9 protein-coding genes are annotated in these 15,573 nt (G+C 41.2%); all 9 read right to left on the reverse strand.

Features of this window, described 5'->3' with window-relative positions; all coding sequences use genetic code 11:
* Positions 1-124 precede the first annotated feature (124 nt).
* On the reverse strand, positions 125-1,321 hold the full coding sequence (locus tag ACMJ0U_RS07205) for an AGE family epimerase/isomerase (protein ID WP_417129206.1): 1,197 nt from the start codon (positions 1,319-1,321) through the stop codon (positions 125-127).
* Positions 1,311-2,705 carry an MFS transporter gene (locus ACMJ0U_RS07210; RefSeq protein ID WP_417129208.1) on the reverse strand — a complete coding sequence of 465 codons (1,395 nt, stop codon included), beginning with the start codon at positions 2,703-2,705 and terminating at the stop codon, positions 1,311-1,313. The genes ACMJ0U_RS07205 and ACMJ0U_RS07210 overlap by 11 nt, the downstream gene beginning before the upstream one ends.
* 19 nt (positions 2,706-2,724) lie before the next feature.
* Positions 2,725-3,897 (reverse strand): glycosidase, encoded by a 1,173-nt coding sequence (locus tag ACMJ0U_RS07215; protein ID WP_417129210.1) that lies wholly within the window; start codon positions 3,895-3,897, stop codon positions 2,725-2,727.
* Positions 3,898-3,913: 16 nt separating this feature from the next.
* A complete protein-coding gene (locus tag ACMJ0U_RS07220) occupies positions 3,914-5,014 on the reverse strand; it encodes a glycoside hydrolase family 26 protein (protein WP_417129211.1) in 1,101 nt (366 codons plus the stop codon).
* Positions 5,015-5,180: 166 nt separating this feature from the next.
* Positions 5,181-6,569: a glycosyl hydrolase gene (locus tag ACMJ0U_RS07225; RefSeq protein ID WP_417129213.1), complete on the reverse strand. Its 1,389-nt coding sequence runs from the start codon at positions 6,567-6,569 to the stop codon at positions 5,181-5,183.
* Between the two features lie 22 nt (positions 6,570-6,591).
* Positions 6,592-8,568: a hypothetical protein gene (locus tag ACMJ0U_RS07230; RefSeq protein ID WP_417129215.1), complete on the reverse strand. Its 1,977-nt coding sequence runs from the start codon at positions 8,566-8,568 to the stop codon at positions 6,592-6,594.
* 19 nt (positions 8,569-8,587) lie between these two features.
* Positions 8,588-9,925, reverse strand: a complete 1,338-nt coding sequence (locus ACMJ0U_RS07235) for a glycan-binding surface protein (protein WP_417129216.1) — start codon at positions 9,923-9,925, stop codon at positions 8,588-8,590.
* A 20-nt stretch (positions 9,926-9,945) separates the two neighbouring features.
* A complete protein-coding gene (locus ACMJ0U_RS07240; RefSeq protein WP_417129217.1) occupies positions 9,946-11,700 on the reverse strand; it encodes a RagB/SusD family nutrient uptake outer membrane protein in 1,755 nt (584 codons plus the stop codon).
* Positions 11,701-11,720: 20 nt separating this feature from the next.
* Positions 11,721-14,984: a SusC/RagA family TonB-linked outer membrane protein gene (locus ACMJ0U_RS07245; RefSeq protein ID WP_417129219.1), complete on the reverse strand. Its 3,264-nt coding sequence runs from the start codon at positions 14,982-14,984 to the stop codon at positions 11,721-11,723.
* Positions 14,985-15,573: the final 589 nt, after the last annotated feature.

Below are 15,573 nucleotides of genomic sequence, written 5' to 3' on the forward strand. Positions count from 1 at the left end.
ACGACCTCCTGTCCCTTATAATTATCAGCTAGCATCATATTTACCACTGTTTTTGTCATCGAAACAATGTCATTAATAATACAACATCTTTCCTGATTCAAAATCAGATTCAACAGAAAGAAGATTAAGCAAAACGCTCCAGAATCTCCATACACATACGTCCATTATGATAAGGACACTTCCAAAACCCGGCCTTATCATCCTTCGTATTGATTGTACCATCGGCATACAAACTCCAATGCCATTCACCATGCACTCTATCTACCAATTTCGCCTGAATGAAATTCCAGCATCGCAACGCGATTTGCAATGCCTCTTCATCACCAAAATGTTGAAAAAGATTCACATGCCCTACCACATTTTCAGCTTGAACCCACCAGTGCAACTCACGGTCAATCTTTCCTTTGCTAACAAAATTCTCGTAAATCATACTACCATCTGGATTTAAACCCTCATCTGCCGCCTCAGCAATTTTCACAATGACAGGTTCCACCTTTTTCAACAAATCCTGATCACCAACCACCAGTGCCGCCTCATGTATCAGCCACGAAGCTTCAATATCATGTCCGTAAGATACCATCTGATACTTATTAGTCCAGTCGTCTTCAAAGAACAGATTCAGGTGATACGTTTGGGTATCCAATATCTTCTCTAAAAACAAATTGACCAAATTAACAATCTGCTCCTTCAGGCGTTCATCTTTCCATACACGATAAAGGTTCGTATAAGGCTCCAAAATATGCAAATGTGTATTCATCGTCTTCTTCTCATTCTCATCCTTATCGCTCAAACGCATATCCTCTATCGGATGCCAGTCGCGCGTCAAAGCTTCCAGATAGCCGTTCTTTTCTGCATCAAAACTATATTTTTCAATTACCTCAAACAACCGGCAAGCATAGTCCAAGGCTTCCTCATCTCCCACCGCACGTGCGTACTCACTCAACCCGTAAATGGCAAAGCCAATAGCATAAATCTGCTTCTTGGTATCAAGTGGCTTTCCATCACAATCCAGTTCCCAATAAATACCTCCAAACTCCGTGTCATAGAAATAATCAATCAGATAACGTTTGGCACGTGTAGCCGTTTCCAGATACTCATCTTTATGGAGCAGACGGTATGCAGCCGAGAAAGTCCACAAGATACGTGCATTCAGGATAGCCCCCTTTGAAGCAAAAGCATCCAACACATCCTCCCCCGTAATACGACCATAAAATCCGCCATGTTCATAGTCTGTCATCTTTTTCACCCAAAACGGAAGTATATTCTGTTCCAGTTCTGCCCTCACTTCCGCACAGAACTGATTTATCTTTTCATTCTTCATCTTTTAACCCTCTCTTTAAGTTTAACTGTTCCATAATACCTTTCATCTTCTGTTCACCCAACGGATAGAAAATAATAAAGACTATCGAAATAAATGCAGCTGCAGCCGGAAGCAAGCTTAAAAACATCTTGATGCCATGAATGGTTTCTTCACTCTGCACGGCATTAGCCTGAAAGCCAAAGAAAGACAACAGCCATCCGGTAACTGCCGTACCAATAGCCCACCCAAATTTCTGACTCATGGACGAAGCACTAAAAATCAACCCTGTAGCACGGTTCCCTGTCTTCAACTCCGAAAAATCAGCACAATCAGCATACATTGACCAAAGCAACGGAAAGATGCTACCGGCACATACACTTATCAAACATTGAAATACGAAAATCATCGTCAAGTCATCTTTGCCAAACCAGAAAAATATCACGCTCAACATTGAAGCAGCCAGCATGGAAAGTGCAAAGGTTCTTTTCTTTCCGATTTTATTACTCATGGGAGCTGCCAAAACTACCCCCACAATATTAGCTATCTGTCCCACAGAAAGATACAAACCACTCAACACGAACGATACCCCCATCAGTGAGATAGTGCGATACTCATCTTCTACAATAAAATACTTGAAATAATATACTGCTGCGCCATCCCGAATGGAATTAAACACCAGTGTCGCTACTCCGGCTCCAAACAAAATCCACCAGGGTTTATTATGGAACAAGTCTTTAATATCCTCCTTCAAAGCAGTTTTCTTCTCATTGATAGGTTTCACCCGTTCTCTTGTCCATGCAAAACAGCCCAAAAACAGCACGGCACACATCACAGCAATCACCACCACCGCCATAAACCAGCCGAACCGCTGGTCGCCCAGCTCCTTGCTATACCCACTAAACCAGTTCACCATCGGCATAAACAGCAACAAGGCGATAAAACTACCCAAATAAGCAAACATCATGCGGTAGGTAGACAGCGTATTACGCTCTGACGGATCAGGACTCATCACTCCCAACAACGAAGCATAAGGTACGTTGATGGCAGAATATACCATCATCATCAGCGAATAAGTAATATACGCATACACCAGTTTCCCTGCATCACCAAAAGGAGGTGTATAAAAAGTAAGTACCCCTATCAAACCAAACGGAACTGCAAGATATAGCAGATACGGACGAAATTTACCCCATCGACTGGAGGTACGGTCAGCAATTACTCCGACAATCGGGTCGAATACAGAGTCCCAAATACGAGTCACCAGGAACATGGTACCCACCATTGCCGCCGGTAGTCCGAACACATCCGTATAAAATATCATCAAATAGGCTCCAAACAATTTCCAGAACATGGAGGAAGCCATATCCCCAAATCCGTAGCCAATTCTTTCCGTGAGTTTTATCATAGCAGTACTTACTTTTTTATTATTTCATCAATTTCATGTTTTTATCAATCAATTGCTTCAGTGTTTCTACAGAAGCTGTAGTGGTCAAACCATCCTGTGGCGTATTCATGCAATAATCTACCAGCTTATCAATAGTAGAAACAGCCACATGCATACGTGTATCAGAAGAAGCATAATAAATGAACACCTTTCCATCTTCATCCGCAATCCAGCCATTAGTAAACAGCACATTCGATACGTCACCGATACGTTCATCCCCTTCAGGAGCCATGAAATAACCACCCGGAGCTGCAATTAACTTACTGGGATCTTCCAATGAAGTCATATACATGTAAAGCACGTAGCGCAAGCCTGCCGCACATCCACGTACACCGTGTGCCAGGTGTAGCCATCCTTTGGGAGTTTTGATAGGATGAGGCCCTTCACCGTTCTTCACTTCTTTGATAGTATGATAATAGCGACAGTCGATAATCTTTTCTTCCGTAACTTCAGCATGTGTAATATCGTCTACCAAAGCCCAGCCGATACCTCCACCACTACCAGCATCAATGAATCCATCCTGCGGGCGAGTATAAAAAGCATATTTGCCATTCACAAACTCCGGATGCAACACTACGTTACGTTGCTGGCTCTTCGACTTTAAGTCCGGCAGACGTTCCCAGGTTTTCAGGTCTTTTGTACGGGCTATAGCTGCCGTAGCTGTAGCTGAAGACAAATCACCGGCTGGTGCATTGTCGTCATGACGTTCTGCACAGAAAATACCATAAATCCAGCCGTCTTCATGTGCTGTCAAACGCATATCATAAATATTTGTAGCCGGAATCACATCATCAGGCATGGTAACAGGATAATCCCAAAAACGGAAATTATCTACCCCATTCGGACTTTCAGCCACTGCAAAGAACGATTTACGATTGGCACCTTCCACACGTACTACCAATATATACTTTCCATTCCATTTGATAGCCCCTGAATTCATGGCTGCATTCATTCCGATACGCTCCATCAAGTAGGGATTGGTTTTCTCATCCAAGTCATAACGCCAGAAAATCGGCGTATGAGCAGCGGTTACTACCGGATATCTATAACGAGTGTACACTCCATTGGTTGTTTCAACAGGCTCATTCTTCCGAGTAATCAACTCTTCATGTTGAACAAATAAATTCTTGACTTTTTCTTCAAAGGTAATCATATCTATCTTATATTTTTCATTTTATATTTTTCATATCTCCTGCAAACAATGTGCGTAAATCATTATAGAAGTTCAGGAAATCATCTGCCGATGGATGTCCCGGATAAGGCGCATAATAATGATTTTCTCTTTCACGTGCATTTCTCCATACCAGCACATAGCTTATCGGATATTTTTCTATAATTGGCATCAAGGTTTGTGTCCACCAAAGTGAATCGGGAATCGTTTCATACCCCGTTTCGGTTACAGCCATCACCTTTTTATGTGCTTTGCTTACCTGCGACATAATAGTAAGTGCATTATCTAAACTCTTTATATAAGTATCTTTATCAAATTGATATGCATCTACTCCTATCAAATCGATAATATCATCACCCGGATAACGTTCCAGATACTCCACAGAATCTTTAGGCTCCGTGCCCGGAGAATAAGCATACAGCAGCTGGGTAGCCCCCTTTTCCTGCATGCGTTCGTACGTCATCCGCCAAAGCGCTTTATACTCTTCCGTAGAGCAAAGATTTTTTCCCCACCAGAACCAGCTTCCCGTATGCTCATGCCACGGACGGAAAAGAACTGGAACCTTTACACCTTCCGACGTTTGTATTGAATTCAGATAGTCGGCCACTTTATCCAGCCAACCCATAAACTTGTCATGACTCACTCCTCCAGGCAGTACAGATTTCACAACCGCCGAATCACTAACATCCCATGAATCTTTTCCCGTTACCGGATTATCCACATGCCAGCTGAAAGACGACATTCCTCCGCGTTCATACTGCGCCACGACTTCTTGCCGGATACGGTTCAGCGATACATTATCCAAGTTCTTATCCCCATAAATTTCAATACGTCCCAAATCAAAAGACATCATGGCAGGATAATCACCACATACACTCTTCACATCACTTCGCCCAGAGTCGCCATCCCAACCGATGCCGTACACCGGATCATCGTGATGCCCAAACATGAATTGTCTTTGCTTCGGTATAGCGTTCAATTTGTCTAACATCGCCTGAGCTTCCTGACTATCAGTCTCAACAGTTGTTTTATTACCATTCGTACAAGCAATCGTCAAACACATCATTATTCCTAAAATTAGTTTTGAAGAATTTTTCATAAGAATCAGCTTTAAAATTACATAGCACAAAGGTAGGACTTACGTTCCATCCTTTCTGATACAATTTTAGCAAAAACAGATAGTAAAATATTTATTCAAAGAAATTGGAAAACTCTGCATGCAGAAAGTAAGATGTTTCTCATACAGAGTTTTACCCATCATTATCTCATAATTTACTCATCGCTTCCTTCACAGCCTCACGATCCAATACATTCTCTGACTGGAATGCTGCTTCCCACCAAGCTTTATCGGCATGAGGTTTTGCTTCAGTTCCTTCACCCGCATTGCCATACCATGGCATAAACCACGACCATGCAGCTCCATTGTTCCACTGTGCTTCTATATTCCCAATGGGCGCATTTTTACTTGCATCATTAGAATCTGCATAATATCCACACTCTGTCAAGGCAATCATCCGGTCACCATACAATGCTGTCAATGCCTTAAATTCTTCCGCACATTCTTCCGCAGTCTTTCCATACAAGTCGCGACCAATAATATCTACATATTCATCACCAGGATACCAGTTTGCATCATCCTTATTTTCAGAAGTCCATACCCAAATCAAATTGTCCAAACCTTGTTCTTTAAAATAGGTGAACATCATTTTCCAAAGTGCTTTAAAGCTCTCCGCATCTTTTCCCCACCAGAAGAACTGACCGGCCGCTTCGTGTAACGGACGCCACAGCACAGGAACCTTCGCCTCCTTCAGTTTTTTCAACATGTTGGCAACCTTTTCCAAATCTGCTTTTACAATACCATTCTCCCATGTCCCTTCTTCTATAGCTTTTTGAGCATTAAACACAGTTTCCGACAACGTAGCCGTATAATCATCAATGTTACTATCTGTATTTTTAGGAACATTCCAATGCCACATACAAGATACAATACCTCCTGCGTTTGCCCAATTTGTCACCGGAGAAATATCAGAATAGTCAATCCAGTTTTCTCCTGAATACCGAATATGCATATAATCAAAAGTATTCAGAGCCGGGTAATGTCCTGTCCATGTATTGACTTGTTCAGCCTCATCCGTATTCCATGCTACATTCGCCATTATACCGGAAATTGTTTTCTTCCCATAGTTTTCTATCAGAAACTTATACAACTTTTCAGCTTCCGGAGATGTAGCCATTACCAAATTAGAATGTAAATCCAACGTACTGAAATTCAAAGAAAATGCAGGAGCTGGCATTTGGTTAGGGCCTGTCACCAGTCCTTCCGGAATAGTTATCGTATAGTCTGTAGCTCTTGAGGGTGCACTCACAGTTAACGTCAATGTATCATTTTTACCATAGACTATCCCATTACGAATATGCCCGTCGTTAGTCACTGTGATTTGAGTCGTATCAGCTGTAGAAAAAAACACATTCTTATCATAAGCTATTTTCAATGTAAAATCACCGGCTTTCACAGAAGCTCCATCTGCCAAAGAAGAATAAACCAGTACCGGAGCATCTACAGCTGGAACATCATGTTCCACCTCGGTGTTACAGGCAATCAAAGCCACAGGAGCTGCCAGTAAACACATCCATTTCATTATATTTGTTTTCATACGTATATTCATTTAAAAATCTTTATTTTAAAGTTATTTTGGTCATTGTAAAGTTACAACCAGTCACTACTAAACCACTGTTGTTATCCTTTGATAAGACCTCTAAATCTTCCGCCGTTAATGTCGCAGAAAAACTAGTAGAACCTGCTGCCAAACCTGTAGCCGGAATTGCAGGCAATTCAGCCCAGCCAATGCCACACCCACCTAAGCGAATCTGCCAGTCGGTAACAGCAGTATCTAAGGTATAATAAACAGTTATAATTGTACCTGGCTGCACAGAACTCCAATCATAACCATTCCATCCAAGATCCTGATTACCGTTCCAATTTGTAATTGCAAACGAACCTTCCCAAATCACAGTCTCAGGACGTGCTACCGGTATAAACGAAATGATATATTCAATTGTCTTATCGCCAGAAGTCAACTCCAAAGAAGAGTTTGAGCCAGCAGTATTCGGGACCTGAATCATTAATTGAGTTCCAATAAGAATATACTGCACAGGAGTACCATTAATGTTAACAGCAGTCAGTTTATCGCCATTTGCAACTTCCACCGTCATAATTTCTCCGGCATGATATTCACCTTCGAGTCCACTTATTACATAACAACCAGATGGTGCAGTAATAGTCAGATTCAAATCGGATACCTGTTCTCCATTAGACATCTTTAAAATAACATTGCCACTTTGAGCTAAAGCCGGTACAGATACAATCAGTTGATTAGAAGATTGCGAAACAATCTCTCCTTCTAGATTACCTGTAAACACCACGCCTGATACCAAATCCAGGTTATCTCCCGTAATTGCAGCTTGCTCACCAGCTTTCACTTCACCTACACACGATAAATTAGAAGGTTTTGCTGTCTCAATAGCGATGCTAACAGTCGCTCCACTTCCTGTATTCAATGTTAGATTACCGCTAACAGTTCCTTCCGGAACCACAACTGTCACTTTTGTAGAAGTAGAAGAAGAAGGTATAGTTTCCTCTGTAACTCCCGGGAATAACACAGAAGTGATTAATTCCATATTTTTACCCGTCAGTTCCAATAATTGTGCAGCACGAATACCATCAGCCGATGTAATGACTACGTTCTCTGGAACAGCTACCTTTATTTCAGCTACGGCAACTTCTACACCAGAAGCCGTAACTACATACACAGTTCCATTGCTCACATCTTCAGGAAGCGTGAAAGTAACCGACTTATTTTCTTCTGAATACACAAATGCAGCAGTTCCTCCATTGGGTATCCGTACCTCCTTCACTAAATCTAAATTCTCACCTGTCACCGTCACCTTATCTCCAGGTTTTTTCTCAGATAAATCAATCACTTCACTCACAGAGGGTATTACGACTTGCAATTCAAGTTCTGAATAGATCCAGTTAGGAAGCTCTGCCCCATCAGAAAGAATAATCTTTCCGCTTTGTGCTTCTACAGGAACAAGCACCTGAATCTCGTTCCGAGTATGCTTTAAGAATGCATTCTCCCCTTCCATACTCTCCTGTTCTGTCATTTCATCAGACACAATCACATTATCTGCAAAAATTACCTGATGTATCAAATTCAGATATTCACCTTTAATAGTCAGCACATCGCCTGGTCTTACACTCTCAGGAGAGAAACTTTCCATTGAAATAAGCTCAGAATAAGTTAATTGAGTCTTTGTAACGATATGTTCTCCATTACGAAATACCAGTGTTACATAACCCGGTTCAGCTGTTTGAGGAACAGTTATCCGAATTTCTTCCGAACTGACAACTTCTATATCTGTAATATCATCACATCCGGGAATTTGTACAGCTATAACTTGATCCAGTCCACAACCTAGAAAACGAAGAATACCTCCACGTGCAACCGGACTCGGTCCAAATACATTCAAACTGATACCTCCTTTATACTGATTGGTATCCACATCGTTGGTATCACAAGCGGTGAATGTCAAGGAACTCAACAGAATGAAACAAACCATCCACCATGCTGAAAACTTATATATTTTATTCATACGTCTAAGTCTTTAAATATTATTCTACTGGAACCACCCGAATATTATCCATGCAAATAATTGGTTCACATTCTTTACCATCAACTCCACCTCCACGCAAGAAAATGCTTAAACCAGCGAATCTGTCCTGAGTCAATTCTGTATCACTGGCTAGTCCAGAAACTAATTTATTAAATTCTGACATTTTGAGTGTAACCGTAACCCACTGATTGTTCGTATCGTATGAACCAGTTTCTTCCCAAGGAACCCAAACGCCACGAGGAGCCTTTCCTTCTTCATGACTTTCATCATCATTCCAGATGTAATCCTGTGTCTGGTTACTCATAGAAACTTCATCCAATGAGGTAAATCGAATTTGCATGCCTTCAGCCATCCATGGATTAGAAGTCGGAACATATACTTCAAATTTCAATGCTAATTCCTCAATCTTATAATCTTCCAGCATTTTCTTAAACTGAGGTAAGTTATAAAGAGGTACACAACCTTCTGTTGCATTCGGATCGGGCCAATACATCATCAGATACTCTCCTGGAGTTTGCCATTGTCCACCAGAAAGGGTGGCAGGCCCCATCACCATATATTTTCCATCCACAGGAGGAACAGAAGCAAGAATCTGTCCTTTCTTTTCATTGTCGCCATTCCAGGAATTTCCTGCGGCCAAAGCACCTTCATATTTTCCATCCCAGTCAAACAGAATATTGCGTGTGTCTTTATACAGGAAAACAGATTGACCGATTCCGTAAATTGACTTCACACGAATATTTCCTTGCATCGCTCCCTCAGGTACTATAAATTTGACTGCCGTTTTCGTTATACTTGTAATTTGCTCTCCTTCCACAGTAATATCTCCAGGCATGGAGATTGTCAGAGGCACATTCGGATCATCTACGAAATAATCACCATACAATACGGCTTCACTTCCAGCTGAAGCATATTCACAACTCATAGAACTAACCACCGGAGCAGGAACCATCACATTAAAATCAAAATCTACTTTTACCCCAGACTTGGTAACCATATAGATTTTATTGGTCACTTCTTCCGGTATGTTCTTAGGGATGTCCACCAAAATAGTATGGTCTGTCATATAACTTGTATTCAAGGTAGCTTTCTGGTCATTAAAATAAAGCTCATATATACTACGCAAGTTATCTCCCACCAGACAAACCGTATTTCCCAGATAAGCTCCCACAAGTAATGAATCTGCTTCTTCCGGTAATGGAGAGCGCACATATTTTAAAGTAGGAACCCCGTCTGCAATTTCATATTTATCCGGCTGATCCTCACAAGCAGTCATAAGACAACCCATCAAAGACAATGCCGACACAACGAGCCAATTGATATATCTTGTTTTCATTTTATGTACCATTTAAAAGATTAATAACTATACTCCGTACGCACATCCACATGTACAGGATCTTCCATCAAATTGGGATTAAACACTACATCTTCAGACGGGAATGGTAATGTAAAACATTCCTTCGTCACATTAGGAACTTTAGGATTATCCGTGTAGTGCTGATTTGAAGTTGCATTCCAAGTTGTCTGTCCGGATTCATAATAGGATTTATACAATGTATTCAAGTTATCGTATACATCACGTTTCTGATTTACGAGTTCATTAATCGCTCTTGAAGAGTCATAATAAGACAAACGTACAAAATCATACCAGCGGTCTCCTTCACAAGCCAGTTCCAGACGACGTTCCTTCCATACATCTTCCCAAGAAACAGAAGCAGGCAATTTGTATTCACTTACCGCACGATGACGTACTTGCCAGAATACATCTCTTGCCTTTTCATTCGTGGTTGAACCCTGATTTCCAATTACTGCTTCTACATAAATCAGATATACATCGGCCAAACGCAGTAAATGGGTACTCAAGCTACTGGACATACTTGCGGCCGATACACCCAGGCCTTTCATGTGGTCGTTTGCATTGCCATACAAATGCTTTACCTCATTGGCTCCTGTCGGACTTTGCAATTCTCCGGGACCACCTTTGCCATAACCATCCTTATCGTAGATGAAGTTGATATAATCGAAGCCTCCCTTATCCTGCCAGAAATATTCATATTTATCGCCTGCCATCATCATGGTTGCCTTGCGACGAGTATCAATAACCGATTTGTCACGGTCTTTCGGATTCTGGTCTGGAGTAACTCCAAAAGCCAGCTGTAAGTCAATGGAAGGGCCATTATAACCACCCCAGTTATCTCCAAATTCATCAAATCCCACCATAGCCAAGTCTGACTGTAACGTATTTTGTGCGGTGTACTGACCACTCGCCGCATCCCAACGCCAGCCAATCAGGCTTTCTTCACAGTTATTATTCTGTAAACGGAATATATCTGCATAGTTTTCCATCAGTTTGCGACCAGAATTATCAATCACATCTTCTGCCAATTCTTTGGCTTTATTCAAGGCAGCCTCATCACGCATACCGTTTTGCCCTACGCCAGACTTTGTCAGATAAACCTTTGCCAGCAATCCTTCAGCTCCATAATAATCTATACGTCCGGCATCACCTTTCATGACATTTCCATCCTCATCTTTAAACAATTCCATTGCTTTCTCCAATGTCATGACAATATATTCATAGACATCAGCCAGCATGACCTTCTTTTTGTCATTATAAGTTCCATCTGCCAGTTCTTTGGAATTATCGTGTACGATAGGTACAGCCCCGAAAGTACGTGCCAGATAGAAGTAAGCCATAGCCTTCCAAGACAAACATTCAGCCATACACTGTCTTCTGACATTCTCAGAACAGTTAGCTGTTTGCAGAGTTTTGTATACCGTATTACAATAAGCAATAACAGACCACAAAGAATAAGACATATTGACCAAATCCTGGTCCGTTCCATTCACTGTAAAATCCAGATAAGGACTTTTCCCCCAATAATAATTACCAGACATCACTTCACCCACTTTAAAGAAACCACGCTGGAAATCATACCATGGAGAGTTATACAAGAAATTTACTCCCTGCACACACTGGGTATCATTCTGGTAAAAATTAGATTGATTATAATTGTCTTCAGTCGGTCGATCCAGAAAATCATCACAAGAAGTTGTTCCCATACCAAAGACCGCAGCCAAAGCCACATATTTAATATTCTTGATTTTCATATACAGTCAAATTTAACAGGTTAAAAAGAAACATTCAGTCCGAATGAATAGACAGTAGGCGACGGATAACGTCCGTAATCCAATCCGTACACATTAGTGCTTTGCGTACTGGCTCCGATTTCAGGATCGTAACCATCATATCCTGTAATTGTCAATAAGTTCTGAATATTCGCATAAAGGCGTAAATTATTAATACCGAACTTCTTGATTAATTTACTCGGGAAAGTATAACCCAGTGTGATATTCTTCAAACGAATATAAGAACCATCTTCCACATAACGGTCGCTGATACGGTCATTGTCGTTCGGATCCTGAATAGAAGCACGAGGAATAACAGCTTCCGGATTAGAGACACGCACATTAGTCACATCATCATACCAATACTGGCCGGCAGGATAAACTTTATCCGGATCAATCGGTTCCAGTCTGGCACGACCCGTTACCGAGTTCAACTGATTTTCCCATGCAGAATTCATGTGAGTAAGCTGCATGCCCAAATAATTCATTACCTTATTTCCATAAGAACCATTAATAAAAATCGACAAGTCAAAATCCTTGTAACGGAATGTATTGGTCCATCCAAAAGTAAATTTCGGCATCGGAGAGCCCAAGTTCGTCTTATCATATTCATTAATTACTCCATCAGGTTTTCCATCCGGACCACTAATATCCTTATATTTGATGTCACCTACCCAAACTGTATTCTTTCGATTGAACACTCCGTTTGACGGATACTGCTCTGGTTTCGGAGATTTCTGCAGGTCTTCATAATCCTGATAAACTCCATCACATACATAACCATAGAAATTATACAATGACTCACCCACATTGGACACACTAACTACGTCATTCCATTGTCCATAGCCAACAATCTGTGCATTGGCCGTTCCACTCAATGCCTTTAATTTATTCTTATTGAATGAAATCTGAAAATCAGAATCCCACTGGAACTTTCCAATTAACGGATGCGTGTTGAGTGAAATTTCCACACCGGCATTCTCAATACTACCATAGTTACCATAGGGAGGATCCAAACGGCTGCTGGTATTCCCCTGAGTTCCCATATAAGAAGGCAACTGCAACGCCATCAACATGTCATTTGAAACCTTCTTATACCAGTCTACCACCACGTTGATGCGGTCCTGAATGAATCCCAAATCCAGTCCGACATTCCACTGTTCTTGAGATTCCCACTTAATGCTGGTATTCGGAATATTTTTCGGACGATACCCCGTTCCAAGACTCGAACTCATTTTCACGATAGAAGTTCCCCACAAATATCCTCCAATATTTGCATTACCGGTCTGTCCCCAGCCTAAACGCAATTTACCATTACTAATTACGCCAGACAAAGGTTTAAAGAATTCTTCATTTGAAAAACGCCAGGAACCTGCAAGTGCATGGAAACCCGCCCAACGGTTATCCAGACCAAAGTTTGAAGAGCCATCGTAACGGTAAGTGTAAGTTCCGTAATAACGGTTATCGTAATTGTAAGTCAGACGAGTAAAGAACGATGCCATGGCTGAACTGCCAAACCCAGAACCAATTACCGGAGTAGCGGTACCTAAAGCCGGATTATGCACCGCGTCAGAAGGCAAGCTTGTATTGGTTACGCTGATATTGTCATAATTAGAAGCCCAACATTCCTGTCCCAGCATGGCTGTAAAATTATGCTTGTCCATCATGCCACTATATGTAACATAGTTCTTGAGTTGCCAGAATGTACTGCTGTTCTTCTGAATACTACTATAGTTACTGTCGCGCTTCCAACTGCCAAAGTCCACCATAGGTTTATAGCGTTCACCTCTGGAAGCACTAATATCATATCCCAGTTCCGCATGCCATACCAGGTTCTTTACTGGTGTAACCTCAAAGAAGATGTTACCTGTCAACTTCTGGCGGTTCAGCAGCACCTGATCCATCATAGCCATTGCTATCGGGTTCGGATTCGTGTAACCTTCACGCACAATGGTCGCATAATTCCCGTCAATATCATAAATTGGAATATCGGGGACAGTTTTCAATGAATAATTAATAATACCCTGTTCACCATCTGCCAGTTTCAAATCTTCATCCGTAGATGAATAGGTAGCACTCAATCCCAGTTTCAACCAGCTTTTCAACTGAGAGTCCAGATTGACACGGAAAGAATAACGGTTAAAATTGGAGCCGATTAACGTACCATCCTGATCCATAAAAGAAGCAGAAACATAATATTTAATTTTTTCCGTACCTCCTTCAGCTGAAACCTGATGCTGGTGTTGCAATGCAGTCTGGAAAACCGCATCCTGCCAGTTTGTTCCTTTACCCAAGATGGAAGGATCGGCATAATACCCGTTCACATCCAATTCGCCCACTTGCACAAATTCATTGTAATAATTAGCAAACTCACGCAAGTTCATCATATCCAGCCGTTTGGTCTGTCTTTGTACAGCCAGCATGCCATCATAGGTAAATTTAGCTTCACCAGCCTTACCTCGTTTGGTCGTAATCAATATTACTCCATTTGCTCCTTGCGCTCCATAAATCGCAGTTGCTGAAGCATCCTTCAAAATTTCCATCGAAACAATATCAGCAGGATTAATGGTGGAAAGCGGAGAAATGGTAGAAACAGAACCATTACCCAAAGCATCTCCCAGACCGAAATCTGCACCCGAAGCACCTCCTCCTTGTACAATCACTCCGTCAATCACATATAGAGGCTCCGCATTGGAATTAATGGTAGCTTGTCCACGCACACGGATAGAAGATGAAGAACCCGGAGCTCCAGAAGTACTTACGGCAGAAACACCCGCTGCACGTCCCTGTAAAGACTGGTCCAGATTGGTAATTACAGAACCTTTTATCGCATCTTCCCCCACTGATACAGAAGCACCAGACAAGTCACTTTTCTTCATGGTTCCATAACCCACTACCACGACTTCATCCAAGGTCTCGGAATCTTCTTTCAATACAATATGCAAAGATGTCTGGTTTGTGACCTTTATGGTTTGTGTAACATAACCTATATAAGAAATCTCCAGTGTAGCTCCAGAAGAAACGTTTAGTACAAAATTACCATCAATATCCGTAATTACCCCATTAGTTGTTCCTTTTTCCAGAACATTCGCTCCAATCACAGTTTCACCGGCAGCATCAACTACTTTTCCTTTGATCTGCCTTTTCGCTTGCTGCAACACTTCCGATGCATGAAGTTCAGAAGCCTGCACCTGATACACATTTCCCATAGAGACCATGGCAAATGCACCAGCAACCAGCGCACATCTTTTTACATTTTTATTCATAGTGTATCACTTGTTTGATTAATAATTCTTCATCAATAGATATATGCGAAAAGCCAACAAACGGAATCCTCTCTACATAATATCAGATTAAAAGTCGCTTTATATTACAAATTTCTTACAGCTACAAAGGTAGAAACAATCACATTGCAATAATGATACAATTTTATCTATCACTTGTATAAACGAATCACCAACTGTTTCTTCTCTTCTTTCTGTCATGCACAATCATCAGCCGGATTCTGTCCCTTCATGAAATGCGTGTATTCAACTCCTATTATTCATTCTCTATTTGCTTACTTGTAAACAAAATATTCACACAGCCCCGTGGCAATAGAAAAGAAATTCGTTTCTGCATACCTATTAGATTTATTTCAGCACTGCAAAATTAGCAGATAAGCATTGATAAAAATGATATAATTTTATCATATACTGGTCGAGTTTCATTTATCCCCCATTTGAACAGAAAAACGGCTCTCTTTTCTCAATGCCTGATGAAAAGAGAGCCTTTCTTAATTATAATGCCATTAAATAATGGTACGTTTCTTTCGGTAATTATCTCTAAACTCTTTTGGAGAACATCCTTTTTTCT

It is taken from the genome of Phocaeicola sp. (assembly GCF_048170425.1).
Classification (GTDB): Bacteria; Bacteroidota; Bacteroidia; order Bacteroidales; family Bacteroidaceae; genus Phocaeicola.